Here is a 24,403-nt window from a genome sequence, read left to right on the forward strand (position 1 = left end):
GAATAGTGTGGTGGCGATAGCGGGAAGGATACACCTGTACCCATGTCGAACACAGAAGTTAAGCTTCTTAGCGCCGATTGTAGTGCCGGGTTGCCCGGTGTGAGAGTAGGACGTCGCCACGCTGTTTTTTATATCGATATGGGGGTTTAGCTCAGCTGGGAGAGCATCTGCCTTACAAGCAGAGGGTCAGCGGTTCGATCCCGTTAACCCCCATACGAGCCGTTAGCTCAGTTGGTAGAGCATCTGACTTTTAATCAGAGGGTCACAGGTTCGAGCCCTGTACGGCTCATTACAGCGTTGCGGGTGTGGCGGAATTGGCAGACGCACTAGATTTAGGATCTAGCGCCTACGGCGTGGGGGTTCAAGTCCCTTCACCCGCACCAAGCCGGCTTAGCTCAGTTGGTAGAGCATCTGATTTGTAATCAGAGGGTCGAGGGTTCAAATCCTTTAGCCGGCATTGCGTTGATGCGGAAATAGCTCAGTGGTAGAGCACCACCTTGCCAAGGTGGGGGTCGCGGGTTCGAACCCCGTTTTCCGCTTTTTTTAATGCCTAATGCCTCGTTAACGCCGGGGTGGCGGAACTGGCAGACGCACAGGACTTAAAATCCTGCGGTGAGTGATCACCGTACCGGTTCGATTCCGGTCCTCGGCATTAGATTTTATTATGCGCCCATAGCTCAACTGGATAGAGTGTTTGACTACGGATCAAAAGGTTAGGGGTTCGACTCCTCTTGGGCGCGTAGTTTTTTTATTATTTTAATTTAATACCGGGAAGTAGCTCAGCTTGGTAGAGCACTTGGTTTGGGACCAAGGGGTCGCAGGTTCGAATCCTGTCTTCCCGATCAAAGAAGACTGTTATAGTCTTCTTTTTTTGCCAATTTAAGCAGAGTAGTGAATTACGCTGACTTAGTTTGATGAAATCAAGGTTAGTTAGTATTTGAAATTTTTTTATCAATGACAAGCCGACGATCTTCCAATGATTTTTAAGGGAAGGTAGTCGGCTTTTAGGGTCTCATGATGATTCAATATTGTCACAGTTCCCTCATAGGTCAACGTGTTATGATTTGGGCACCAAAGGGCATTAAAGCCAACTTGGCCATTTTCAGAGATTGTTTGGCAAAGGGAATGCCGATAATCGTGAGGGTCAGTAGCAACGCACTAATCAGATGAGAAATTGCCAGCGGGATACCAGAAACAATCAGCCAAATGATATTCAATAACAAACTTGCACCATTTCCTCCATAGACGACTTCCTTACCAAAGGGAGCAAGGCCCAGACCTGCAAATTTGAAGCATTGCATTCCAATAGGGATTCCGATGATTGTTATGCTCCATAGACAGCCAGCTAAAAACCAACTGACAGCATTGATCAATCCGCCGAAAAGCATCCAAATTAGGTTTCCAAGACAACTCATAGATTTTTCCTTTCTTGTCGCAAGATACTTTTAGTATAACAGCTTTTTCAGATTGGCAGCAAAAGAACTGGGATGAATTTTGAATAAAAAAGGATCAGCTAATAACTAAAAACTACTTTTTTAATTGAGAATAGTTCTCAGCGGCTAATTTTTGTGTTATACTAAATCTAACGAGCGGTTCATTACTCCCCAAGTATAAACCTCGTGTGATTGATCTGTCTTTTTTTTGAATATTGGTTGAGAATAATTCTCAATCTGTATCAGTGCTGTCGATTCCCCTCGACAGCACTGTTTTTATAAGTTCAACTGGGCGTACTCTGCCCAAGTTGAACTATACTAGCCGACCTAAGGGAGGGTAGTTTCGAATTTAGAAGCTGGGCGTACTCTGCCCAAGTTGGACTATACTAGCTGACCCAAGGGAGGGTAGTTTCGAATTTAGAAACTAGGCGGATTCTGCCTAAGTTGAACTATACCAGCTGACTACAGGATGTCAGAAGTAATAAACGCTAGCTGAATTGGCTGATTACTATGCTTCTGTTATGCAGCTGACGCAGTCCTGCAAGGAGAATTTAGAAGTGAAGTTCTGCTCCCTAACGGCATTTCAAAAAAATACATATGGTAAAAATCTGGAAAAGGCATGGCCGCGTTTTGAAATATGTGCTACACTGTGGTCACATTCGAATAAGAAACATTTGGGGTGCTATAGAGCTGAGATTATACCCATTGAACCTGAAGCAGTTAGCACTGACGCAGGGAAATGTGCGGATCACAAAATTTTTGCCGTTTTCAGCACCCCATCGGAATTTTTCTGATGGGGTGCTTTGCTGTTTTTTAGCAAACGGTAAAAGTGTAAACACGTGTTGTCTTTTGAAAACGCGTGTTGTTCATCTGGCTGATTCTTGATTATAATTGGTGTTTTCCAGTCTGGCTATTGCCATTTTTTAAGGTAGGATCTGCTTCTTTTCCTAGGCCCCCTTCTTTGTTTCTTGATTTGAAACGCAGTCGGGGGCTTTTTGCTGTTCTTTTGGAGATAAGGCAGGGCAGTTTCCCGACTGCATAGAAGTAGCAGAGTATGACGGTGAATACGGATAACAAGGAGCGTGAAGTTAAAATGATGACATTTACACAAAAAGCACGGGCATATGCTGATCCTTATTGGGAGGGAAGCTTTGAGCATCCTTTTATTTTGGAATTAGCCAAAGGGACACTGGCACCGGAAATTTTCCGCTATTATCTTTTGCAGGATCGGTATTATTTGGAGCATTTCAGTAAGCTTTACCGATTGATTGGGGAAGCGGCTGAAGATAGCGAAGTGAGAGAATTGATGCTCGTAAACAGCCAGCATTTGGCTGAAGGGGAAATGGCAATTCGGGAAGCGTTTTTCAAGGAGCTGGGGATCACTGAAGAAGAAGTCGCTGCGACACCCGTAGCACCTGCTGCCTATAACTATGTCTCTCATATGTATCGACAACTGGCAGCAGGAACGCCGAATACCGCTTTTGCAGGGATGTTGCCTTGTCCATGGTTGTATCAAGAAATCGGTGAGCGCCTGATTGTGATGGGGTCGCCAAATCCGTTGTATCAGCGTTGGATTGCAACCTATGCCGGGGAGGAGGGGCGGGCAGCAGTAGCCAACGAACGGCGGATCTTGGACCGTTTATACGCAGCGGCACCCTCTGACGAACAGGAACAGATGTTGACAGCTTTCTATATTTCCAGCCAGATGGAATATCTGTTTTGGGAGATGGCGATGACTCTTGAAAGCTGGCCTCAGGGAGCAGCAATCGGTGCCATTGAACTGGCGTGAATGCTGTCAGTCAAGCCAAGCAAATTGATTGAGCTTATTATCAGAGAGCTGATGGAAAAGGAGTAGAAAATGACACAAGCAAATAAGATTCAAAAAATCACACTTTTGGCGCTGATGATTGCATTGGATGTGGTCTTGTCGCCAATTATGCGTATCGAAGGGATGGCACCTATGTCCAGTGTAATCAATATCATTGCTGGGGTGCTGCTAGGGCCTTTTTATGCTACGGTAATGGCAGCAATCTGTGGAGTTATCCGCATGACGATGTTGGGGATTCCACCATTGGCATTGACTGGTGCTGTCTTTGGCGCGTTTTTCGCCGGCTGGGGCTATCGGCTGACTGGTGGCCGGATCTGGGGTTCGATGATTGGCGAGGTTATCGGTACCGGTATCATCGGTTCGATTCTCTCTTACCCAGTCATGGTTTGGTTTACCGGCAGTGACCAGGGACTTTATTGGTTTATTTATACTCCTCGCTTTATTGGAGCAACCATCATCGGTTCAGCAATCGCCTTCTTCGTCTTATTTAAACTTAAAGAGACCCGCGTCTTTAAAAGAGTGCAAGCCCTTTTTTTGGTGAGTAATCATGAGTGGGCTTGAAAAAGCGCTGTTGCGGGATGTCGCAGCAGCTTGGCCAATAAAAAATTCGCCTCTCATCCAATGCATTACCAATGAAATCACCTGTGAATCAATGGCAAATGCTTTGTTGTATGTGGATGCCAAACCGGTGATGGCAGATGATATTCGGGAATTTGACGAGTTTTTTGCGCAAAACGATGGACTGTTGCTGAATTTGGGGCATATCACGGATGGCAAAGAACAAGCCTTACAGGCAGCGGCTCGTTATGGGAAAGCCACCGAAACACCAATCGTTGTCGATTTAGTTGGTGTGGCAGCTACACAACTACGGTATGATTTGGCGTGGCAGTTGTGGGAATCTGAGCCGCAAGTTATTAAAGGTAATTTGTCGGAAATGCGCCGTTTTTGTGGCTTGGCTAGTCGGGCCCGAGGTGTTGACGGTAGTATCGAGGATCAGGAAGTAGCGGCGTTACGGGAATTGGCGGCTGCTATGCAAAAAGTCTGTCAGCGTCGTCCATTGATATTGTTGGCCACTGGACCGGTAGATTTGGTTGTGACTGAAAAACGCCGATTGCAGCTGACTAATGGGGTAGTCCAGTTGGACCGCTTCACAGGGACTGGTGATATTGTCGGCAGCTTGATTGCGGCTTTATTGGGGGCAGGAAATGCACCGTTAGTCGCAACTGTTGCAGCAGTTAGTTATTTCAATTTATGCGGAGAAGCAGCGGCCCAAGTGACAGTAGCAAAGGGGTTAGGATTGGCTGCTTTTCGCCAAGAAACGCTAGATCGCTTGTCGTTGCTCATGTCAGATGAGCAATGGTGGCACGACATTCGCGGAGAGGAGCTTACATGATGGATTATCGCTTATATCTGGTAACAGGACGTTATGATTATTCCGACGAAAAATTTTTGAACATAATTAAAGAGGCCTGTCTAAATGGGGTGACTGTTGTTCAACTGCGGGAAAAAGAAGTTAGCACGCGGCGGTTTTACCAGTTGGCACTGGCGGTTAAAACCATCTGTGATCGTTACGAGGTCCCTTTGATTATCAATGATCGGCTGGATGTCTGTTTAGCAGTGGATGCGGCGGGACTTCATATCGGTGATGACGAATTACCGGTGGCCCTTTGCCGGCAATTGCTGGGGCCAGGAAAAATTTTGGGTGTTTCTGCCAAGACAGTAGACCGGGCACAAGAAGCCCAAAAAGAAGGCGCCGATTATTTGGGGGTGGGTGCGATTTATCCGACGACCACGAAAGTCGTAACCAAGCCGACATCTATGGAAGACCTACAGGACATCCTGCAAAAAACTACCCTCCCAGTAGTCGCTATTGGTGGTATCAACGAAGAACGGATCGCCGACTTTACTCAGGTGCCGATTAGCGGAATCTGTATGGTCTCCGAAATCATGCAAGCTGTGGATGTCCCAAGCAAAGTTCGCTGCCTTCGAGAGAAGATAGACCAGCTGACTGCATTGAGAAAATGAGGATTTTTGGTAAAGGTTTTCATGATTGTTTTCATCCTGTATACTTAGAAGTAACCAAATGGATGAAAAATAATGAAGCGAGATGAATTACGGCGGCTTAACGAATATTTATACAAAATAGCGAAAATTTTGAGAGATAGTTATTGACTTTTCAGACAATTCGCCGTAAACTTTACAACAACATCGATTATTAATCAGACTACGACAAGAAGAGTAGCGGCTGATGGGATTCAAAGAGAGCCTTTGGGTGGTGGAAAAAGGCAGTCCGGCAGCAGTGAAACACATCTTGGAGTCGATCTTCTGAAGTGTTCAGTAGGAAGATCCGGGTTGGCCCGATATCGCCGCGGTCATTGTTTGATGACTTGCTGAGACACGTTTTGTGAAAAGCGTGTGAAAAAAGGTGGAACCACGTTACCGACGTCCTTTGGTGAATTACCAAAGGGCGTTTTTTGCTATTTTCATGGAGATTAAGGTAACTTTTTGGATTGTCTGTTTTCGGGAAAGCACCGAAAACGCAGAGTTTTGGTTAAGGAGCAGGTGAAGTAGTAGACCCATTGCCATGAAAATATATTTTCAAGGAGATTAAGGCTACTTTTTGGATTGTCTGTTTTCGGGAAAGCGCCGAAAACTCAGAGTTTTGGTTAAGGAGCAGGTGAAGTAGTAGACCCATTGCCATGAAAATATATTTTCAAAAGGAGATCAGTACTGTTTTTTGGGGATTGTCTGTTTTCGGGAAAGCGCCGAAAACTAGGCAAAGAAAATCGGGAATGAACAAGAGGTCAGCATAGATTGTTGAGGAGGCTGTGAGATGGAATTAAAAGAAAATATCCTGCGAAAAGAAGAGAAGATTGCGCTGCGGCTGCGGGAATTGTTTGAGGAAAAAGGATATGGCTTTTTCCGATTGGCGAGTTTTGAAGAATACCATTTCTATTTGGAGCAAAAGAATTTTCTCTCTGGGGATGATGTCATCAAGTTTACCGGCAATGATGGGCGTTTGTTGGCCTTGAATCCAGATGTGACGCTTTCCATCGTGAAAAATACACCTTCGGGAGCCGCTCGTAAAGTGTATTACAACGAAAATGTCTATCGTCACAGCCGCAAAGATGACGAATACCGTCAGATCAATCAAGTTGGCATCGAGGTCATTGGAAAAGTGGTGCGAAAAACCGAGATTGAAGTGATTCTGTTAGCCTTGGAATCATTGGCTGAGATTGGGCAGGGGAAATTGGAACTGTCACATAGTGGTCTTATTGCGGCAATTTTGGATCTGTTTTCCGATCATCGCCGAGGGGCTGTCTTCAACCGTATCAAAAATAAAAACTTTCCGGAATTGGCGCAGTTGGCCGATGCTGATGGTGTACCTGAAGACCGGCGGGAACAGCTGATGGCATTGATGAAGCTTTCTGGTGATCTGTTTACCGAGTTGCCAAAAGCTGTGGCGGCGGCTAAAGGTTGGCCACAAGCCAGCAGTGCATTGCAGGAATTGGTGGCTGTGGCAGATGCTTTGGAAGAGGCATCCCGACCGGAAACTGTGCAGCTGCTGTTTGATCTTTCAACGGTTAACGACACCAATTATTATAGTGGCCTGATTTTCCAAGGCTTTATCGAAAATATTCCTCAAGCCTTGTTGTTTGGCGGACGCTACGATGGGTTGTTTGCAGCACTGGGCAAGACTCAGCAAGCGATTGGGTTTGGCATTCATCTGGACATGCTGGATCAAAATCGCGCCGATCAGGTGGGGATGCAGACGACTATGTTGAATGTGGCCTTGCCGAAGGGACGAATGGGGCAGTCGGTATATGAAATGTTCCGGGATGCTGGTTTGGTCACGGCCAATCTTTTGGATGATAGCCGCAAATTGGTCTTTGAAGATTGTGAAAACAATATTCGTTTCTTTTTGGTGAAACCTTCTGATGTGGCAAGCTATGTGGAGCATGGGGCAGCCGATATCGGGATTGTCGGTCGCGATATTTTATTGGAAACGGAAGCAGACGTTATCGACTTGCTGCGGTTTGGCTTGGGAATCTGCCGCATTGCCGTCGCTGGGCCCAAAGACTTTGTGATTGATCCTACGCGACCGTTAAAAGTGGCAACCAAGTATACCAACATTACTCGTAAATACTTTGGCGAACGTAGCCAACCGATTGAAACCATTTATCTAAACGGCTCCATTGAACTGGCGCCAATCGTTGGCTTGTCAGATGTCATTGTGGATATCGTGGAGACCGGCACGACACTGAAAGAAAATGATCTGGCGGTGCTGGAAGAAATTGATGAATCCAGTGCCCACCTGATTGTCAACCGTTCCTCTTGGCGCTTTAAAAAAGACGCTATCATCGACATTGTAAAGAAAGTGAGTGACGAAGCATGATCGAAATTTTTTCTATCAAAGACCAAACAATTGCTGAACTGACCCAAACGGACGCCGCTGAAACGGGCGATTACGCAGCGGTAGTACAAGAAATCATCGACACTGTTCGTCGTGACGGGGATGAGGCGTTGATTGACTACTCCGCAAAATTCGATGGGGCAACAGTTACGGCTCTGAAGGTTTCCGAAGCCGAGATTGCCGCTGCTTTGGAGCAAGTGGCACCTGATTTTTTGCGCGTCTTGGAGACGGCGAAAGCAAACATTGCCGAATTTCACGAAAAGCAGGTCACTCAAGGCTTTATGATGACCCGTAACGGCGCAGTGATGGGGCAGCGAGTAATTCCCTTAGCAAAGGTAGGAATCTACGTGCCAGGGGGAACTGCCGCTTATCCATCGACGGTGTTAATGAACGCGATTCCGGCAAAAATCGCCGGCGTGAAAAAAATCGTGCTGGTGACACCGCCTTTGAAAGACGGGTCTGTAAATCCGGCAATTTTGGCCGCTGCCAAAGTGGCAGGTGTTGATGAAATCTATCGCGTCGGTGGTGCCCAAGCCGTGGCAGCCCTCGCCTATGGGACAGAATCGGTGCCGAAAGTCGACAAGATTGTCGGTCCCGGCAACATTTACGTAGCAGCCGCCAAACGTTTGGTTTACGGCAAAGTGGATATTGATATGATTGCTGGGCCTAGTGATGTACTGATTGTGGCAGATAGCAGCGCCAATCCAGTAACTCTGGCAGCAGATATGCTCGCTCAAGCAGAACACGATGTGAACGCCCAAGCCATTTTGGTAACTACCGATGCGGCGATTGCCGAAAAAACCGCGGCGGAAGTTCAACGACAGACGGAGTTGTTGCCCCGTAAAGAAATCATCCGCCAGTCTTTGGATAACAACGGCAAGATTATTTTGGTAGATACGTTAGAACAGGCGTTAGCAGCAGCCAATGAAATTGCACCGGAGCATTTGGAACTCTGTGTGGCAGAACCGTTTGCTTGGTTGGACAAAGTGGAAAATGCAGGATCGGTCTTTTTGGGACACAACACTCCGGAAGTTCTGGGAGATTATCTGGCGGGACCCAATCATACGTTGCCAACCGAAGGAACTGCTCGTTTTTATTCACCTTTGTCTGTCGACGATTTTGTAAAACATTCCCAGTATTTGTATTACGGTAAAGCGGCGATGCAAGCAGCCGCTGACGATGTGATCTTGTTTGCGGAGACGGAAGGACTGGGAGGCCACGCCAACTCTATCCGCTTACGAAAGGGGGAGTGAGCGGATGAAATTTCTTGACCCTCGGATCACCCAGTTGGCCCCTTATGTTCCCGGTGAACAACCGCAAACCAACGATTTTATCAAACTAAATACCAATGAAAGTGCCTACCCGCCAGCACCAGGAGTAGTGGAAGCAGTCGAGGCTGCTGCCGGCAGACTGCAGTTGTATTCAGATCCTACCTGCCGCGACTTGTTAAGAGAGTTGGCAGATTATCTGGCTGTGCCGGCAACGAATTTGTTTGTTGGCAATGGCAGCGATGAAGTATTGGCCTTTTGTTTTCAAGGACTGATGGGTCAAGGTGTTGCGTATCCTGACATCACCTATGGCTTTTATCCAGTGTTCGCTCAGCTCTATGGATTGAAGGCACAAGTGATACCGCTGAGGGAAGATTTAAGTATTGAGTTGGCAGATTATGCTGACTTTAAAGGGACAATTGTTTTTGCCAATCCCAATGCGCCCACGAGTTTAGGACTGCCTGCTGCGGCCATCTTGGTACTGGTAGAAGCTGATCCAGAGCGGTTGGTGATTGTCGATGAAGCCTATGTGGAATTTGGCGGCCAAAGCATGATGCCTTATGTTAAGGAACATGCCAATCTCTTGGTAGTGGGCACTTTTTCAAAATCTTGGCAGTTAGCCGGTGCCAGACTAGGTTATGCAGTGGGGCAACCCGCATTAATTAACGAGCTAAATCGGATCAAGTTCAGTTTTAATCCTTATAGTGTCAATGCTATGACGCTGGCTGGCGGAATTGCTGCTTTGAAAGCTCGGGAGTATCACCAAGAGTGCTTGGCAAAAACCATTGCTACCCGAGAATGGACGGCGCAAGCTCTTGAAAATTTAGGCTTTACAGTATTGCCCTCTGAAACGAATTTTCTTTTTGTTAAGCACCCTATAGTTTCCGGAAAAGTGCTTTATCCGGCGCTAAAAGAACGCAATATTCTTGTACGCTGGTTCGATAAACCCCGTATCCAAGACTACCTGCGGATTACCATCGGCACACCGGAACAGATGGCGCAACTGCTAGCAACTTTGCAAGAGCTCGTAAACGAATAGGCTCAGAAAGTCGTGGTAGACACTGAAATCAGACCAACGACACATTAAAAGCCCCGATTTGAAAGGAGAGCATCATGAGAACAGCAACGATTACGCGAGATACATCGGAAACAAAAATCACTTGTACATTGAATATCGACGGTACCGGTCAACAAAAGATCAAAACCAAAATTGGTTTTTTGGATCACATGCTGGAATTATTTGCCCGTCATGGCCGTTTTGATTTGGAATTGGAATCTGACGGGGATGTTTGGGTGGATGGGCACCATACTGCCGAAGACATCGCCATCGTTTTGGGACGAGCTTTTTCTGAAGCGCTGGGAGATCGCCGCGGCATCCTTCGTTACGGCAGTATGATTTTACCGATGGACGAAACGCTGGTGATTGCCGCATTGGACATCAGTGGTCGTGGGATTGCCTGCTTGAACTTAGACATCCCTGCACAACGAATCGGGGATTTTGATACCGAGTTGGTTGAAGAGTTTTTCGTGGCTTTTGCGCGGGAGTTAGGAGCAGCGATCCATCTCCAACAACTGGCGGGAAAAAACAGTCACCATATTGTTGAAGCCTGTTTTAAAGGATTTGGGCGGGCGTTAGCCGATGCGACAGCCATCAATTTGGCCGCACCAGATGAAATTCCATCTACGAAGGGCACGATTTTATAAAAAACAGCTACCGTTTATAAGATGCGGAAGCTTTGACGAGGGGGAGCACAAATGATTGCTATCGTAGACTATGGTGTCGGGAATCTTTTCAGCCTGGCTAGTTCTTTGAAGATGTTAGGAATTCCAAGTGAAGTCACCGGGGATCCGGAAAAGTTAAAGGCTGCCGATGGGGTAATCCTGCCGGGAGTGGGGGCTTTTGGCGATGCTATCACTAAATTGAAAGAAAGCGGCTTGGATCAGACAGTCAAAGAACTAGCCGCCGAGGGTAAACCTCTTTTAGGGATTTGTCTGGGGATGCAGCTGTTGTTTGATTCCAGTGAAGAGTTTGGACACCATGAAGGTCTGGGACTCGTTTCCGGTCGCGTGGTTTCGATGGCGGAAGCCTTTGACAAAAAAGGAATTGATCTGAAGGTTCCACACATTGGCTGGAACCCAATCACGATTAAAAAAGATAGTCCTTTGTTGCGGTATATCAAGGAGCAAGATCAGTTTTATTATGTGCACAGTTTTTATGCGACGGATTGTGATGCCCATCTGGTTGCAGAAAGTGACTATGGAATTGCAGTGACGGGCATCGTGCAAAACGGCAATGTCTACGGTACCCAGTTTCACCCGGAAAAAAGCGGCCAGCGGGGGTTGGCACTACTCAAAGCATTTGCGGAGGTGACAGCATGATTATTTTACCGGCTATCGACTTATTGGATCGCAAAGTAGTCCGGCTTTATCAAGGAGATTATGAACAACAGCAAGTGTTCGGGGACGACCCGGTAGTATTTGCCGAAGAATTCCAGAAAAAGGGTGCGACTCATCTGCATTTGGTGGATTTGAATGGCGCCAAGGAAGGAACCAAAGTCCAGTTTGACATCGTGCGAAAAATCGTAGCGAAAACCGATCTGTTTGTGGAACTGGGGGGCGGTATCCGCAGTGAGCAGGACATTATTGATGTGCTGGATGCCGGGGTCAAGCGGGCGATTTTAGGAACGATTGCGCAAAAAGACCCGGCTTTTACCCGAGAAATGCTGAAGAAATACGGAGAGCAGATTGCCGTGGGGGTAGATGCCCGTGATGGTATGGTGGCAGTTGCCGGCTGGTTGGAAACTACGACGACGCGGGCCGATGAGTTTTGCCGACAATTAGGCGAATGGGGGTGCAAAACGATCATCTTCACCGATATCTCAAAAGACGGTACCGGAAAAGGGATTGATGTCGATTTGTACAAACAACTGAACAGTCTGGGCTTGAATATTGTTGCTTCCGGCGGAGTTTCGACGTTGGCAAATATCAAGGATCTGGCACAGGCTGATACGTATGGCGCGATTGTTGGAAAAGCGTTATATAGCGGCACGCTGAAATTGGAAGATTGCCTGGAAGCAGCAAAGGGGGCCAATGTATGATTTCAAAACGAATCATCCCTTGTCTGGATGTACGGGACGGTCGCGTGGTTAAGGGGGTCAACTTTGCAGGTGTCAAAGATGTGGCCGATCCAGTGGCAATGGCGAAAAAATACAACGAAGCTGGAGCAGACGAGCTAGTATTTTACGACATCACGGCCTCTCATGAAGCTCGAGGGATTTTTACTGATATTTTGCAAGATGTCGCTTCTCAAGTGTTCATTCCGCTAACTGTTGGTGGCGGGATTAATACGGTGGCAGACTTTGACCGGGTATTGAAATGCGGGGCCGACAAAGTCAGCGTCAATTCCGGTGCGGTGCGAGATCCGCAATTAATCAAAGCCGGCGCCGAACGCTACGGCTCTCAGTGTGTGGTCCTGTCAGTGGATATCAAAAAAGTTGGTGCAAGCTGGCATGTGTTTACCAAAGGTGGTCGGGAAGATACGGGTATGGATGCCTTGGAGTGGATCAAAAAAGGCGAAGCGCTAGGTGCCGGAGAATTGGTCATCAACAGTATGGATACCGATGGCGTTAAAAACGGGTTTGATCTGCCGCTCTTGAATGCTGTGTCAGCCATCACTGAACTGCCGATTGTGGCTTCTGGTGGTGCCGGCAAACTGGCGGATTTCAAGGAACTTTTTGAGAATCCGAAAATTGATGCGGGACTGGCGGCTTCCATCTTTCACTATGATGAAATCCCAATTCCAGAATTGAAGGCTTACATGCAAGCACAAGGTATTCCCACCCGGATCTGAAATCTGTGAGAAAGCAATGAAAGGAGCACCATTTATGAATATCGAAGAACTGAAATTCGACAGCCAGGGATTGATTCCTTGTGTGGTACAGGATTTTTATACAAACGAGGTCCTGACGGTGGCTTATATGAACAAAGAGAGTCTAAGTGCTACCTTGAAAGACCGCCAAATGACCTTTTACTCTCGTAGTCGCCAAGAACTTTGGCGTAAAGGAGCAACTAGCGGCAATACTCAGGAGCTGGTGGAACTTAAAGCGGATTGCGACAAGGACGCGTTGGTGGCCAAGGTCATAAAAGCTGGTCCTGCTTGCCACACTGGCGCAGAGTCCTGCTTTTTCAATGAGGTCTTTAAAGCGACAGACAAACAGGAATTTTCTGTACAAGACCTCTACGAACTAATCTTGGGTCGTAAATTGAATCCGCAGGAAAAAAGTTATACCAGTTACCTGTTTTCAAAAGGCAACGAGAAGATTCTGAAGAAAATTGGGGAAGAATCTACGGAAGTCGTCATCGGTGCAATGAAAGAAAGCAAAGAAGAAACTACTTACGAGATTGCTGATTTGATCTATCACCTGTTGGTTTTGATGGCCAACAACGAAATTTTGCCGGCAGAAGTCATGGCGGAATTATCCAAACGCCAAGTCGTCGACAAAAAAGTCAAACAAGAAACCATGAAGTGAGGTGACAGGATGTTTTATTCCAATGTCCATACCCATTCCACTTGGTGTGACGGGAAAAATACGTTGGCAGAGATGGCGCAGGCGGCTTTGGCAGCCAAGATGACAGACTTGGGTTTTACCTCTCATTCTTATGCGCCTTTTGACCCCGGGTGTATTGGTGTGACGGATGAAGCCGGTTATCAGCAGGCTGTCCGCCAGTTAGCAGAAGAACTCTCAGGAAAGCTCACCATAGCATGCGGATTGGAATGGGACTATTTCAGTCCGGCACCTGCAGGCGGTTACGACTATTTCATTGGCTCTGTTCATTATTTTACTCCTAGAGCAGGGGTCTATCGCAGTGTCGATGAAAGTCCGGAAACATTTCAGTGGACACTGGATAACTGGTTTGGCGGTGACTTTTTGAAAATGGCGGAAGATTATTATCAAGTGGTCCTCCGACATGTTACTGAGAATCGACCACTGATTGTGGGGCATTTTGATTTGATTACGAAGTTCGATGACACGCTGCATTACCTGACGCCGGAAAATCGCCGGCAATACCAGGAACTGTCTTTACAGGCGCTAGCTGAAATCACCAAGCAACTGGCGGTTTGGGAGGGGATGGTGGAAGTCAACACCGGCGGCATGAGTCGTGGCTGGCTTAAGCGGCCCTATCCAGACACCTATTTGCTGAAGGATTTGCAACAACGGCACACACCGGTAATCATCACCAGTGACAGTCACCAGACCGAGACCATTGCCTATCATTTCAAAGAAACTGCCGCACTCCTGCAAGAAGTTGGTTTTACGTCAGCAATGCAGCTAAAAGAGGGCCGCTTTCAAGACATCCCTTTGTGAGGTATGGACTGCGACCGGGAAAGCAAAAACGATAAAAAGACGAGTCACTTCCACTGTTTTTAATGGAAGCGGCCCGTCTTTTTATTGTGGCTCATGTTTAATCTTGTTTGCTTTAGCAGCTGGTGACAGAAAGATTGTCACCAGCTCATTGTTTAAATTTTAGTTGTCACTGGGATTATTCTGCGTCAAAGGTGATTTCGACATTGCCTTTGATTGCTTTAGTGTAAGGGCAAATACCTTCAGTTTCTTCCATGTATTTTTTGGTTTCTTCTTTTGAAAGCCCGTCAATATGACCGATGAGTTGGACAGCCAAGTGCAAGGTCGTGAAGTCGGGTAAATCTCCCAAAAGACTAACTTCTGCCCGGACGGTACGCTCTTTGTCTCCCAAACCGTCACGTTCCAATGGGAAGCTCATGGCACCGTTGAAACAAGCAGCTAAACCAGATGCAAAAAGCTCTTCAGGATTGGTATAGCCTTCTTTTTTTGTGCCACTGGTTTTGACATTCAAGTAGCCGGTAACAGATTCGCTTTCACCTTCGCGACCGCCGCGGTTGACAACAGTTGACAGAGACATTTTCTTTGACATAGATGATCCATCCTTTCGTTTTGCGGCAGAAGGCGAAAAAACGCCGTTTGCCGGTTCTGCTTATTCACTACATATCCACAGTATCACGAAGTTGGGTTTTACCCCAACCAACTTGCTTACAAAAAGATCGCTTTAAATATAGGGAATCCCCTAGTGAAGTTTTGCGCAAAAAAGCGCTACAATAAAATGAATGAGAATTATTCTCACAGATTGGCATAAGTGCGCATCGTAGTCAGAGTAAACTGCGCAGGAACGTTGCCGTTGGGAGGAATTGTGATGAAACGATTGGAACTGTCCCGCTCCCTGTATGATTTGGTAAAGGAATTTCCAGAGGTAAAGGAAATCATGGCAGGATTGGGCTTTGCTGATATCGGAAAACCGGGAATGCTGCAAACGGCGGGACGTTACATGACCATCCCAAAAGGTGCCCGTTTGAAAAAAATCCCTATGACTGAAATAACGGCCGCTTTTGAAGCCGCCGGGTTTGAATTGATCGAGTAATTGTGTGCCAGCTGCGGCTAAAGTAAAAGAAAAGGCGGGATGGGAATGGAACGTACGAAACAACAGCGACAAGAGCGGATCGTGGAGATCTTGTCTTTATTGCATGAAGGCGGTAATTTTGAAGAAGCCAAGCGTCTGTTTACCGAAGAATTCGACGGAGTGGATGTAACCGAGATCACTTCGGCGGAAAAAGCACTGATTCAAAGTGGCTTGCCGGCATCAGAAATTCAGCGGTTATGCAACATCCACGCGGCTGTTTTCAAAGGTGCTATTAATGAAATTCACCGCTCGAACTATGAACACGAGCAGCCAGGTCATCCAGTCCACACCTTGAAGTTGGAAAATCAAGTGCTACAATCGCTTTTGACAGATGAAATCGACGGCTTGATGGCTAAGATCCAAAAAGGTGATTGGTCGGTTAAAGAGCGATTGATGGCGGCATTGACGGACTTGGGGCAATTGGATAAACACTATGCCCGTAAGGAGACGTTGATCTTTTCTTACATGGAAAAATACGGCATTACGGCACCTCCTCAAGTCATGTGGGGGGTGGATGACGATATTCGCGACCAGCTGAAGGCGCTGAAAAGCTATTTGGAAAATGTGCGAGCGGCTTACAATCCTTTGTCTGAAAAATGGGCGGCTTTAAAAGAAGAAATTGAAGAGATGATCTTTAAAGAAGAAGAGATCATGGTTCCTATGACATTGGACGTTTTTAGTCTAAAGGATTGGGAAAAAATCGCAGAAGACAGCTTGGATATTGGCTTTGCATTTATTCCTGAACCATTGAAATGGAAAGCTTCTGATGACGCATTGGCCAAAGAAGCTGAACGGGAACCGGCACGATTGGCAGCAATCCAACAAGCCCGAGAGACCACAGATGGCATTGCTGCCGGCTTGACAGAAGGTGGAGTCTCAGAAGCAGTCTACGCCGAGGAGCACTACGACTGGCAGGAACAAACCTCTGCTGATACGGTGGTTTTCCCTACTGGTATCTTGAAATTGGAACAACTGCTGGCGATTTTCCAAACATTACCTGTGGATTTAACCTTTGTCGACAAAGATGAGCGCGTTCGTTTCTTCTCAGAAGGGAAAAAGCGGGTCTTTCCTCGCACGAAGTCTATTATTGGTCGAGAAGTCGTCAACTGCCATCCTCCGAAAAGTATGCACATCGTACAGAAAATCTTGGATGATTTCCGGAGCGGTGCCCGAGAAACCGCTGATTTTTGGATCGACATCATGGATCGCAAAATCTATATTCGCTATTTTGCGTTGCAAGATGAGGCCGGAGAATACATGGGCTGCTTAGAAGTTACGCAAGACATCACTGAGATTCAAAATATTCAAGGCCAGAACCGGTTGTTGGATCAGGAAAAAGGCGAACCAACTAACTAATAGCTGAATTTTAAGAACCCCGGACCATACTTACAGGTCTCGGGGTTCTTTTATTCCTATGAAACAGCTAAACAGATAACCAAAAAGGTGTTTGTTTAGGCTGTTTTGGTTTTATCTGGACAGTTCGACGGCACCCTTTATCCGGCTGCGAACCAACTTATCCAACTCAGTAACCGCTAATGTCAATAGTCCTGCCAGCAGAGCAATGCCCCATTCCAACAGGCTCATGTCGGTGGTATGAAAAGCTTGTTGCATCAAGGGCAGATAAGTCAGTAAAAGCTGCAACAGCAACATGATTCCGATGATGACGAAGGCCATTTTGTTGCTGAAGAAGGCTTTTGAGAAGGCAAAATCCTTGGTGCGGATGTTGAACAGGTAACAGATCTTACTCATGACGATGATATTTACCAGCATCGTACTGGCAGTCGTAGTATCTACCCCGCGACCCAATAGCCATTCATACGCCGTCAAACCGATTACCGCCAGCAAGACTGAGACATACGCCATTTGGATGATGTCGTGGCGATCCATCAAGGCAGTCCCGGTCTTTTTCGGTGGGCGATTCATGATACCTGCTTCTGCCGGTTCGAAGATGAAGGCAAATTGAATCGTGATGGCGGATACCATGTTGATCCAAAGCAGCTGAGTAGCAGCTAGTGGCATCTCTTTTTGCATCAGAATGGTGAAAGCAATGATTAATCCTTCCGCAAAAGATGTTGGCAGCAAGAATAAAATACTCTTCTTGATATTGTCGTAGATTCGTCGTCCTTCTCTGATTGCTGCGGCCATCGTAGCAAAGTTGTCATCGGCTAGAATCATATCTGCTGAGTCCTTGGCTACGTCGGTTCCTTTAATCCCCATAGCCACACCGATATCCGCCCGTTTCAGAGCGGGGGCATCGTTGACCCCGTCGCCGGTCATGGCAGTCACTTTAGCATCTGCTTGCAAGGCTTCAATGATCTCCAACTTGTTTTTTGGTGTGGTGCGGGCAAACACTTGGTGGGTTGCGGCGGCGCTGACTTTTTCCTGTTTTCCCAAAGTGTCCCATTGCGGGCCGGTGATGACTTGAATTCGCGGAGCCAACCCCAATTTTTCAGCGATGGTCTGAGCGGTCAGAGGGTGATCACCGGTAATCATTTTAACGGCCACGCCTGCTCGCCGCATTTCTTTAAGGGCACTGACGACTTCTTCTCGAGGTGGGTCGATAATCCCGGCAACGCCGAGAAAATTGATTCCTTGGCGTAGAAGTTCCGGCGTGATGGCAGTTATTTCTGTGGGGAGGTCTCGATAGCCGACTGCCACCACGCGTTTGCCTTGGGTGCTGAGTTGGGTGATTCTTTGTTCCCACGCTGCGGTGGCAAAATCAGGGTTAGAAGCTGTCGCCAGCGGCAGCAGTTTATCCGGTGAGCCTTTCATGAACAAACGTGTCTGCCCTTCAGTCGTGCGAACCAATTTAGCCATAAAACGGTATTCTGAATCGAAGGGCAGAAAATCCAATTCCTGGTTTTTCGGTCGTTGGGGGAAAGGAATCAGTTTGTAATACAATGTCAGAAATGAACCGTCTGTTGGTTCACCGTTGATTTGCCAAACACCGTTTTCGTAGGAAAGTTCAGTATCATTGGCTTCGTAAGCGGCTTCGACAAATAATGCCAGTTGGGCATCATGATGGGGAGTGTCGTCAGTCTTTTCCCTGCGCAATTCTCCTTCAGGGGCATAGCCGTTGCCCGTGACTTGGTAGCAGGTTTCGGCTAAATAAACATCGGTAACGGTCATTTCATTTTTGGTCAATGTACCGGTTTTATCGGTAGCAATCACGTCTACTGAGCCCAGCGTTTCGACAGCTGGCAGACTTTTGACGATGGTGTGCTTGGTTTTGGCCATGTCGCTGACCCCCATTGCCAAAATGACCGAAGTCGTGGCTGGCAAACCCTCAGGTATCGAACCGACAATCATGGTGACGACTGCCAGTGAAAGAGCCGAGACAGCATAGGTTCCGCCCAGCAATCCCAAGATAAAAAGCAGAATCGCCGCAGCTAATACAACATAAGACACCCCTTTGCCCAGATTATCAATCTGCTGCATCAGTGGAGAGCGCCGCTGAGTAACATTGGCGACTTCGGTGGAGATTTTCCCGATTTCAGTGTTTGCGGCGGTGGCGCTGACCACCCCCAGCCCCGACCCGTTGGTCACAGATGTGGAGGCAAAAGCCAGATTGGTGCGCTCCGCCAAGGGAGGATCACCAAAAAGTGGAGCCGTACTTTTTTCAACGGAGTCTGCTTCACCAGTCAGGGAAGCTTCTTCAATCCGCAGATTATCGACCGCCACGAGTCTTAAATCTGCGGGAACTTGATCTCCCGCCTCCAAAAAGACGACGTCGCCGGTAACTAAGTCCTCAGCGGGAATGTCGCACCGGGTGCCATCGCGGTAGACGGTGGCAATCGGTGTCAGCAGATTTTTGATCTGTTCTAAAGCGTCCGAGGCATTGGCTTCTTGGTAGTAACCGATAAAGGCATTGATGATGATCACCAAGGCAATGATCGCCGCATCTCCATAGTGGCCCATCAATAAGGTCAGAAAGGCAGCAATCATCAGAATATAGATAATCATATTGTGAAATTGGCGCAGGAACAGTTGCCATTTTGGTATTCGTTTGCTTTCCAAACGATTGGGACCCTCCTGCGCCAAGCGCCTGGCAGCTTCTTCGCTACTCAGGCCCTCCTCGAAATCCTCGTGACCGAATGTCTCTTGCAGTTCCTGTAAATTTTGCTGAATCAAATTTTTCATGTCATTTCCTCTTTCTTTCAAATTTAGCGAGTCTTAAGTAAAACACTGCCCGTCATGAAAAGCGTGGCTAGGCACCTTTTTCGGTATGCGAAAAAAGCACCTCACTTCACCGGCAACCGGGGCTGTGACGCACTGAAAGAAAGCTATTCCTTTTGGAAATAAGCAAGTTTATAGAAAAATTTTTTTGGCGACGTCTCCTCGGCGTCTTCGTCCATAAGGTCTTTCCACCTCCATATGATCAAAATCTGCAACATTGAGAGCAACAACTCGTAAAAAACAATCGTCATTTCTCCGTGACTCTAAAATAGCACAGAAAAACTTAAATCGTCAAATTGTTTTATTTAAATTGCTTTTTATGAAATAATAGCGAGTGAGAATACCTGGTTAGAAAGGTAAAAATAACTTAAACGAAAGGATGGGTTCTTTTTTCGGGGCTATTTTTCTGAGATAAAAGAAAGCAAAAATATTTTTCCTTGGGGCAAGCAAAAAGGGCAGTAATCATTCGATTTTACTTCGTTTTTTGCTTTTTTTTGACGGATAAAGCAGTCTGTGTTAACTGTTTCACTATCATAACGAATGATTTATAATCGCTGGGGGCATACGAAGCCTGCTCTGTTGGGAACTGTCATTTTTTTGGAAAGTATTCCTTGCAAAATGATGAGAGTTATAGGAAATGCCTCTCATTAAACTTTATAAATTATAACAAGATAAAAATGATAAAATAGGCTCGTATGCTAAAAAATGGTAATGGAGGATTTCTAATGATTGAAGTTATCAATCTGAAAAAAGTGTTCGATAACGGGTTCGAGGCACTGAAGTCGGTGAACTTCACCATCGAAAAAGGCGACCTCGTCTGTCTGCTTGGCCCTTCCGGTTGTGGGAAGTCCACGATCTTGAATATGATCGCTGGTTTGTTGACACCGACATCTGGAGACATCAAATTTTCTGGTAATTCTGTGGTCAAGACAGAACCAAAAGACCGTAATATCGGTTTTGTGTTCCAAAACTATGCGCTGTATCCTCATATGACGACGTTTGAAAATGTCATGTTTCCTCTGACTGTTGGTAAAAATAAAAAGACCAAAGAAGAAGCACAAGCAATCGCCGAAAAATATATGAAGCTTACCAACATTGAAGAATTGCGAGACAAAAAGCCCGGGACGCTTTCTGGTGGGCAACAACAGCGTGTCGCGATCACTCGTGCGCTGGTACAAAATCCAGAAGTATTGCTTTTGGATGAACCACTGAGTAACTTGGATGCTCGTCTGCGGCTGAAGATTCGTGAAGAAATCCGTCGTCTGGTAAAAGAGGTCGGAATCACGACCATCTTTGTTACCCACGACCAAGAAGAAGCACTTTCCATCAGTGACAAAATCATCTTGATGAATGAAGGGGTTGTCCAACAAGACGACGATCCGCAAAACTTGTACTTGGAACCAGCTAACCTGTTTGTTGCACAATTTATCGGAAATCCTATCATCAATATTCTGCCGGTAGAAGTTCGTGACGGCCAAATGCACTATGAAGCCTTCAGTGTTCCTGTCGACCGCTTTGTGGCAGAACGTTTCAAAGAAAACATGCCAGATGGCAACTATGTGTTGGGTATCCGCCCAGAAGATGTACTGCCAGTGGCCGGTGAAGGGGCGTTTGGCGCGACTGTTCACGGGGTAGAATTGATCGGGCGCGAACGAATCTTGAACTTTGAGATTGGTAGCCATCACTTGAAATCTATCGTCAGCATCGAAAATGAGATCCAAGAAGGAGCCGAGCTGACCTTTGACTTTGCCTATCAAAAGGCCTTTATCTTTAAAGAAGACGGGACTAGGATCTACTGATGTTCAAGAAGAACAACTACAACCCGGAAAACCAACCCAAAGCTTGGCTCTTCCTTCTGCCATCTTTGGTGATCATTTTGGTATTTTCCATCTATCCATTGATTCGTTCCTTTGCGATGAGTTTCCAAAAAGGCTCGCTGATCAATATGCGACCGGCGGGGCTGGAAAACTATGAAAAGATTTTAAGCGATCCAGTGTTTTGGCGGGCGTTGAAAAACACGGCATGGTATGCCTTTTTGACGGTGCCAATTGCATTGATTCTCGGTTTGGGAATTGCTTGGATCATCTTTGAAAAAGTGAAACACAAGAGCTTTTTTGAAACGATTTTCTTCATGCCTTATGTTACCAGTACGATTGCAATCGGGATTGTCTTCCGCTATTTCTTCAACGGTGACTACGGGATTATCAACTACGGGTTGAGTTTCTTTGGTATCAAAGGACTCAACTGGTTGGACAGTGTCGATCTTTCAATGCCGACACTGATTATCTTCGGAATCTGGAGCTCACTGGCCTTCAATATCATCATCTTGTTGGGAGGTCTGCGCAATATCGACGAAGAGCACTATAAGATTGCCAAGATGTTTGGTGCAACAGACGGCGAGATTTTCCGCCGCATCACCTTGCCGCAATTGATTCCGACGATGACTTTCTTATTGACGGTCAATATCATCGGTGCCTTCAAAGTGTACACCCAAGTGTATGCCTTGTTTGCCGGTCAACCTGGGATCGCCAAAAGTGCGGTTACCGCGGTGTACTACATTTACGACAAGTTCCATATCGCAGGACGTCCGGGCGTGGCTATGGCCGCAACAGTGGTCTTGTTCCTAGTGATTCTGGCTTGTACCTTTATCCAACGAAAAATCATCAAGAAAGTGGGGGAATAAGTCGTGAAACGAGTCGTAAATATCATCTGTATGATCTTTTTGATCGTGATGGCCATCATCACTGTTTTCCCATTCATCTATATGATCTTGGGGGGCTTGATGACCCGCTCGGAAGTGACCAGCATTCCGCCGACCATCATCCCGAAAAGCTTCCAGTTTTCAAACTTTATTGATGTCTTTGACAAAGCGCCTTTTGTCCGTTACTTCTTCAATACCGTGTTCGTCTCAGCAGTGACGACGATTGCGACATTGATTACAGCGGTGTTGGCTTCTTTTGCACTGACTAGTTTGGAATTCAAATTCAAAAAAGTGGTAATCGCGATTATGGTTTCTTTATTGATGGTGCCTTATGAGTCCATCATCTTTACAAACTTCAATACCGTCGCAAAGCTAGGCCTGTTAAACACCTATGCCGCGTTGATTATTCCTTTTTTGACCAGTATCTTCTATATCTATTATCTGAACAGCTATCTAAACGGGATTTCCCTGTCTTATTACAAAGCGGCTAAAATCGACGGCGCCAGTGATTTGGAATATATCCGGCGCATTTTGATCCCGATGATCAAACCAGCGCTGGTGACGGTAGGAATCTTGACCTTTATCTCTAGTTGGAATTCCTTCTTGTGGCCATTGTTGGTAACCAATGACAAAGACCACCGTCTATTGAACAACGGATTGTCTGCTTTCACCACTGAAAGCGGCAGTGACGTGCACCTGCAGTTGGCCGCAGCCACACTGACAGTCATTCCAATCTTGATCATCTACTTCGTGTTCCGCAAAGAAATCATCCGAGGGGTGGCAAAAAATGGAATCAAAGGCTAAAACTACCGTCACTTTTCACAGCGGTATCCTCACAATCGGCGGCACGGTCATCGAAGTCCGCTACGGGGATGCCCACATCTTTTTTGACTTTGGCACGGAATATCGTCCCGAACTGGGCTTAAAAGACGATCAGCTGTCTACGCTGTTGGACAATCGTTTGATCCCAGAGCTCAAAGATATTTATGATCCGCGCTTAGGTTATGAATACCAAGGACCAGCTGTGGCAGATTTTCAGCACACTGCTGTCTTCTTGTCTCACGCACATTTGGATCATTCTAAAATGATCAATTACTTGGATCCGGCGATTCCTCTGTATACATTGAAGGAAACCGATGCAATCTTGCGCTCCTTGAACCGCAATGGGGATTTCTTGATTCCTTCGCCGTTTGAAGCAGCCAACTTTACGCGGAACATGATTGGGCTAAACGCTGGTGATGTCGTTGAAATCGGTGAAATCACTGTGACGATTCTGCCGGTGGATCACGATGCTTATGGGGCGGCGGCACTGTTAATCCGCACCCCGGACAAGTTTCTGGTGTACACCGGTGATTTGCGTCTGCACGGCTATGATCGAAAGCTGACCCTTGATTTTTGTGAAAGAGCAAAAGGCTGTGATCTTTTGATGATGGAAGGCGTCAGTATCTCTTTTGACGACCGTCCGGAAGATCCTACTGAAACGATCAAGATTGTCAGCGAAGCAGACTTGGTACAGCAGTTGGTTCGTTTGGAAAACGAGAATCCGCAGCGGCAATTAACCTTCAATGGCTACCCGGCTAACGTGAAGCGTTTTGCTAAAATCGTTGAGTTGTCGCCACGAACAGTAGTATTGGAAGCCAACATGGCGGCTTTGTTACAAGAAGTTTTAGGGATCAATGCCAACTATTATTACGCAGATCCGACCCACCGGATTGAGGCATTGGCTGACGAATTAGAAATTCCACTGGCCGTCTTGTTAACAGACGATCACCAGTATTTGTGGCAGATAGTCGACGGTTTTGAAAACCTGCAGGCAGGCGGTATGTATTTCCATATCGACGCCCAGCCGTTGGGAGATTTTGACCCCGCCTATCAAGTCTTTTTGGATCTTTTGGCAAGCCTGGATGTGGAATTTGTACGATTGGCTTGCTCGGGTCATGCGTTTCCTGCTGATTTAGCAAAGATTATCGACATGATCCAACCGAAAACTTTGGTTCCAATCCATACTTTGAAACCGGAAAAACTGGTGAATCCGTATGGCGAAAGGATTCTTCCCACTCGTGGGGAGACAATCTCATAAAAACTTTTTTA

The 24,403-nt window shown here is 46.6% G+C and carries 22 protein-coding genes, 8 tRNA genes, 1 rRNA gene, 1 riboswitch and 1 other annotated feature; of the genes, 28 read left to right on the forward strand and 3 right to left on the reverse strand.

Going from position 1 to position 24,403, the window contains the following annotated elements:
• The first annotated feature begins 6 nt into the window (after nucleotides 1-6).
• The 9 genes from rrf (at nucleotide 7) to ACOMA8_RS13160 (ending at nucleotide 842) form a co-directional block, all read left to right on the forward strand.
• Nucleotides 7-122: ribosomal RNA gene (rrf, locus tag ACOMA8_RS13120) — 5S ribosomal RNA — on the forward strand.
• Nucleotides 123-140: 18 nt separating this feature from the next.
• Nucleotides 141-213, forward strand: a tRNA-Val gene (locus ACOMA8_RS13125).
• Nucleotides 214-216: 3 nt separating this feature from the next.
• Nucleotides 217-289 (forward strand) — tRNA-Lys (locus ACOMA8_RS13130).
• Nucleotides 290-299: 10 nt separating this feature from the next.
• Nucleotides 300-383, forward strand: a tRNA-Leu gene (locus ACOMA8_RS13135).
• Between the two features lies 1 nt (nucleotide 384).
• Nucleotides 385-457: transfer RNA gene (locus tag ACOMA8_RS13140), tRNA-Thr, on the forward strand.
• A gap of 10 nt (nucleotides 458-467) precedes the next feature.
• Nucleotides 468-539: transfer RNA gene (locus tag ACOMA8_RS13145), tRNA-Gly, on the forward strand.
• Nucleotides 540-566: 27 nt separating this feature from the next.
• Nucleotides 567-652, forward strand: a tRNA-Leu gene (locus tag ACOMA8_RS13150).
• Nucleotides 653-666: 14 nt separating this feature from the next.
• Nucleotides 667-740 (forward strand) — tRNA-Arg (locus ACOMA8_RS13155).
• A 28-nt stretch (nucleotides 741-768) separates the two neighbouring features.
• Nucleotides 769-842 (forward strand) — tRNA-Pro (locus ACOMA8_RS13160).
• Between the two features lie 207 nt (nucleotides 843-1,049).
• Here the strand turns inward: ACOMA8_RS13160 and ACOMA8_RS13165 are convergent.
• Nucleotides 1,050-1,415, reverse strand: a complete 366-nt coding sequence (locus ACOMA8_RS13165; RefSeq protein ID WP_421371295.1) for a YccF domain-containing protein — start codon at nucleotides 1,413-1,415, stop codon at nucleotides 1,050-1,052.
• Between the two features lie 683 nt (nucleotides 1,416-2,098).
• A riboswitch (TPP riboswitch) is annotated at nucleotides 2,099-2,188 on the forward strand.
• Between the two features lie 341 nt (nucleotides 2,189-2,529).
• Here ACOMA8_RS13165 and tenA point away from each other — a divergent pair.
• The 13 genes from tenA to ACOMA8_RS13230 all read left to right on the forward strand — a co-directional run bounded on the left by tenA (nucleotide 2,530) and on the right by ACOMA8_RS13230 (nucleotide 14,309).
• A complete protein-coding gene (tenA, locus tag ACOMA8_RS13170) occupies nucleotides 2,530-3,222 on the forward strand; it encodes a thiaminase II (protein WP_421371358.1) in 693 nt (230 codons plus the stop codon).
• A 69-nt stretch (nucleotides 3,223-3,291) separates the two neighbouring features.
• The gene (thiW, locus tag ACOMA8_RS13175; RefSeq protein ID WP_161900439.1) at nucleotides 3,292-3,822 is read left to right on the forward strand and encodes an energy coupling factor transporter S component ThiW; all 531 of its coding nucleotides are present in this window, start codon (nucleotides 3,292-3,294) and stop codon (nucleotides 3,820-3,822) included.
• Nucleotides 3,809-4,654 carry a hydroxyethylthiazole kinase gene (thiM, locus tag ACOMA8_RS13180; RefSeq protein ID WP_421371297.1) on the forward strand — a complete coding sequence of 282 codons (846 nt, stop codon included), beginning with the start codon at nucleotides 3,809-3,811 and terminating at the stop codon, nucleotides 4,652-4,654. The genes thiW and thiM overlap by 14 nt, the downstream gene beginning before the upstream one ends.
• Nucleotides 4,651-5,286, forward strand: coding sequence for a thiamine phosphate synthase (gene thiE, locus ACOMA8_RS13185; RefSeq protein ID WP_161900441.1), 636 nt, complete (start codon nucleotides 4,651-4,653; stop codon nucleotides 5,284-5,286). The genes thiM and thiE overlap by 4 nt, the downstream gene beginning before the upstream one ends.
• A 192-nt stretch (nucleotides 5,287-5,478) precedes the next feature.
• Nucleotides 5,479-5,714: a binding site (T-box leader), on the forward strand.
• Nucleotides 5,715-6,094: 380 nt separating this feature from the next.
• On the forward strand, nucleotides 6,095-7,657 hold the full coding sequence (gene hisG / locus ACOMA8_RS13190) for an ATP phosphoribosyltransferase (protein WP_421371299.1): 1,563 nt from the start codon (nucleotides 6,095-6,097) through the stop codon (nucleotides 7,655-7,657).
• A complete protein-coding gene (gene hisD, locus ACOMA8_RS13195) occupies nucleotides 7,657-8,928 on the forward strand; it encodes a histidinol dehydrogenase (RefSeq protein WP_421371360.1) in 1,272 nt (423 codons plus the stop codon). The genes hisG and hisD overlap by 1 nt, the downstream gene beginning before the upstream one ends.
• 4 nt (nucleotides 8,929-8,932) lie before the next feature.
• Nucleotides 8,933-9,982, forward strand: coding sequence for a pyridoxal phosphate-dependent aminotransferase (locus tag ACOMA8_RS13200; RefSeq protein ID WP_421371301.1), 1,050 nt, complete (start codon nucleotides 8,933-8,935; stop codon nucleotides 9,980-9,982).
• Between the two features lie 74 nt (nucleotides 9,983-10,056).
• Nucleotides 10,057-10,647: an imidazoleglycerol-phosphate dehydratase HisB gene (gene hisB, locus ACOMA8_RS13205; protein WP_421371303.1), complete on the forward strand. Its 591-nt coding sequence runs from the start codon at nucleotides 10,057-10,059 to the stop codon at nucleotides 10,645-10,647.
• A 51-nt stretch (nucleotides 10,648-10,698) separates the two neighbouring features.
• The gene (gene hisH, locus ACOMA8_RS13210) at nucleotides 10,699-11,322 is read left to right on the forward strand and encodes an imidazole glycerol phosphate synthase subunit HisH (RefSeq protein WP_161898780.1); all 624 of its coding nucleotides are present in this window, start codon (nucleotides 10,699-10,701) and stop codon (nucleotides 11,320-11,322) included.
• Nucleotides 11,319-12,041: a 1-(5-phosphoribosyl)-5-[(5-phosphoribosylamino)methylideneamino]imidazole-4-carboxamide isomerase gene (gene hisA, locus ACOMA8_RS13215; protein ID WP_421371306.1), complete on the forward strand. Its 723-nt coding sequence runs from the start codon at nucleotides 11,319-11,321 to the stop codon at nucleotides 12,039-12,041. The genes hisH and hisA overlap by 4 nt, the downstream gene beginning before the upstream one ends.
• Entirely contained in the window at nucleotides 12,038-12,793 is a 756-nt protein-coding gene (gene hisF / locus ACOMA8_RS13220) for an imidazole glycerol phosphate synthase subunit HisF (protein WP_161898778.1), read from the forward strand. Before hisA ends, hisF begins: the two co-directional genes overlap by 4 nt.
• A 34-nt stretch (nucleotides 12,794-12,827) precedes the next feature.
• Nucleotides 12,828-13,472 carry a bifunctional phosphoribosyl-AMP cyclohydrolase/phosphoribosyl-ATP diphosphatase HisIE gene (gene hisIE, locus ACOMA8_RS13225; protein WP_161898777.1) on the forward strand — a complete coding sequence of 215 codons (645 nt, stop codon included), beginning with the start codon at nucleotides 12,828-12,830 and terminating at the stop codon, nucleotides 13,470-13,472.
• 9 nt (nucleotides 13,473-13,481) lie between these two features.
• Nucleotides 13,482-14,309, forward strand: coding sequence for a histidinol-phosphatase HisJ family protein (locus ACOMA8_RS13230; protein ID WP_421371309.1), 828 nt, complete (start codon nucleotides 13,482-13,484; stop codon nucleotides 14,307-14,309).
• 175 nt (nucleotides 14,310-14,484) lie between these two features.
• On the opposite strand, the gene ACOMA8_RS13235 is transcribed toward ACOMA8_RS13230, so the two are convergent.
• A complete protein-coding gene (locus ACOMA8_RS13235; RefSeq protein ID WP_161898775.1) occupies nucleotides 14,485-14,895 on the reverse strand; it encodes an Ohr family peroxiredoxin in 411 nt (136 codons plus the stop codon).
• A 276-nt stretch (nucleotides 14,896-15,171) separates the two neighbouring features.
• Here ACOMA8_RS13235 and ACOMA8_RS13240 point away from each other — a divergent pair, with 276 nt between their 5' ends.
• Both ACOMA8_RS13240 and ACOMA8_RS13245 read left to right on the forward strand, forming a co-directional pair.
• Nucleotides 15,172-15,396: a DUF1858 domain-containing protein gene (locus ACOMA8_RS13240; protein ID WP_161898774.1), complete on the forward strand. Its 225-nt coding sequence runs from the start codon at nucleotides 15,172-15,174 to the stop codon at nucleotides 15,394-15,396.
• A gap of 45 nt (nucleotides 15,397-15,441) precedes the next feature.
• Nucleotides 15,442-16,791, forward strand: coding sequence for a DUF438 domain-containing protein (locus ACOMA8_RS13245; protein WP_421371312.1), 1,350 nt, complete (start codon nucleotides 15,442-15,444; stop codon nucleotides 16,789-16,791).
• A gap of 111 nt (nucleotides 16,792-16,902) precedes the next feature.
• Here the strand turns inward: ACOMA8_RS13245 and ACOMA8_RS13250 are convergent, their stop codons facing one another.
• On the reverse strand, nucleotides 16,903-19,575 hold the full coding sequence (locus tag ACOMA8_RS13250) for an HAD-IC family P-type ATPase (protein WP_421371314.1): 2,673 nt from the start codon (nucleotides 19,573-19,575) through the stop codon (nucleotides 16,903-16,905).
• A gap of 761 nt (nucleotides 19,576-20,336) precedes the next feature.
• Between ACOMA8_RS13250 and ACOMA8_RS13255 the strand changes: the two genes are divergently transcribed.
• The 4 genes from ACOMA8_RS13255 to ACOMA8_RS13275 are packed head-to-tail and all read left to right on the forward strand — an operon-like array spanning nucleotide 20,337 to nucleotide 24,392.
• The gene (locus ACOMA8_RS13255) at nucleotides 20,337-21,410 is read left to right on the forward strand and encodes an ABC transporter ATP-binding protein (RefSeq protein ID WP_161898771.1); all 1,074 of its coding nucleotides are present in this window, start codon (nucleotides 20,337-20,339) and stop codon (nucleotides 21,408-21,410) included.
• Nucleotides 21,410-22,294, forward strand: a complete 885-nt coding sequence (locus ACOMA8_RS13260; RefSeq protein ID WP_161898770.1) for a carbohydrate ABC transporter permease — start codon at nucleotides 21,410-21,412, stop codon at nucleotides 22,292-22,294. Before ACOMA8_RS13255 ends, ACOMA8_RS13260 begins: the two co-directional genes overlap by 1 nt.
• Before the next feature lie 3 nt (nucleotides 22,295-22,297).
• Nucleotides 22,298-23,116, forward strand: coding sequence for a carbohydrate ABC transporter permease (locus tag ACOMA8_RS13265; protein ID WP_161898769.1), 819 nt, complete (start codon nucleotides 22,298-22,300; stop codon nucleotides 23,114-23,116).
• A complete protein-coding gene (locus ACOMA8_RS13275; protein ID WP_477181486.1) occupies nucleotides 23,100-24,392 on the forward strand; it encodes an MBL fold metallo-hydrolase in 1,293 nt (430 codons plus the stop codon). Before ACOMA8_RS13265 ends, ACOMA8_RS13275 begins: the two co-directional genes overlap by 17 nt.
• Nucleotides 24,393-24,403 lie beyond the last annotated feature (11 nt).

This window comes from Enterococcus infantis (genome assembly GCF_049166715.1).
Lineage (GTDB): Bacteria > Bacillota > Bacilli > Lactobacillales > Enterococcaceae > Enterococcus_C > Enterococcus_C leclercqii.

Excerpts from the sequence above, each read along its gene's own strand:
- tenA (WP_421371358.1), top strand. The coding sequence starts at position 2,530 with ATGACATTTACACAAAAAGCACGGGCATATGCTGATCCTTATTGGGAG.
- ACOMA8_RS13275 (WP_477181486.1), top strand. The coding sequence starts at position 23,100 with ATGGAATCAAAGGCTAAAACTACCGTCACTTTTCACAGCGGTATCCTC.
- hisB (WP_421371303.1), top strand. The coding sequence starts at position 10,057 with ATGAGAACAGCAACGATTACGCGAGATACATCGGAAACAAAAATCACT.
- hisIE (WP_161898777.1), top strand. The coding sequence starts at position 12,828 with ATGAATATCGAAGAACTGAAATTCGACAGCCAGGGATTGATTCCTTGT.
- hisH (WP_161898780.1), top strand. The coding sequence starts at position 10,699 with ATGATTGCTATCGTAGACTATGGTGTCGGGAATCTTTTCAGCCTGGCT.
- thiE (WP_161900441.1), top strand. The coding sequence starts at position 4,651 with ATGATGGATTATCGCTTATATCTGGTAACAGGACGTTATGATTATTCC.
- ACOMA8_RS13255 (WP_161898771.1), top strand. The coding sequence starts at position 20,337 with ATGATTGAAGTTATCAATCTGAAAAAAGTGTTCGATAACGGGTTCGAG.
- ACOMA8_RS13165 (WP_421371295.1), bottom strand. The coding sequence starts at position 1,415 with ATGAGTTGTCTTGGAAACCTAATTTGGATGCTTTTCGGCGGATTGATC.
- ACOMA8_RS13230 (WP_421371309.1), top strand. The coding sequence starts at position 13,482 with ATGTTTTATTCCAATGTCCATACCCATTCCACTTGGTGTGACGGGAAA.
- ACOMA8_RS13235 (WP_161898775.1), bottom strand. The coding sequence starts at position 14,895 with ATGTCAAAGAAAATGTCTCTGTCAACTGTTGTCAACCGCGGCGGTCGC.
- ACOMA8_RS13240 (WP_161898774.1), top strand. The coding sequence starts at position 15,172 with ATGAAACGATTGGAACTGTCCCGCTCCCTGTATGATTTGGTAAAGGAA.
- thiM (WP_421371297.1), top strand. The coding sequence starts at position 3,809 with ATGAGTGGGCTTGAAAAAGCGCTGTTGCGGGATGTCGCAGCAGCTTGG.
- thiW (WP_161900439.1), top strand. The coding sequence starts at position 3,292 with ATGACACAAGCAAATAAGATTCAAAAAATCACACTTTTGGCGCTGATG.
- hisA (WP_421371306.1), top strand. The coding sequence starts at position 11,319 with ATGATTATTTTACCGGCTATCGACTTATTGGATCGCAAAGTAGTCCGG.
- ACOMA8_RS13245 (WP_421371312.1), top strand. The coding sequence starts at position 15,442 with ATGGAACGTACGAAACAACAGCGACAAGAGCGGATCGTGGAGATCTTG.
- hisG (WP_421371299.1), top strand. The coding sequence starts at position 6,095 with ATGGAATTAAAAGAAAATATCCTGCGAAAAGAAGAGAAGATTGCGCTG.
- ACOMA8_RS13200 (WP_421371301.1), top strand. The coding sequence starts at position 8,933 with ATGAAATTTCTTGACCCTCGGATCACCCAGTTGGCCCCTTATGTTCCC.
- hisF (WP_161898778.1), top strand. The coding sequence starts at position 12,038 with ATGATTTCAAAACGAATCATCCCTTGTCTGGATGTACGGGACGGTCGC.
- ACOMA8_RS13250 (WP_421371314.1), bottom strand. The coding sequence starts at position 19,575 with ATGAAAAATTTGATTCAGCAAAATTTACAGGAACTGCAAGAGACATTC.
- ACOMA8_RS13260 (WP_161898770.1), top strand. The coding sequence starts at position 21,410 with ATGTTCAAGAAGAACAACTACAACCCGGAAAACCAACCCAAAGCTTGG.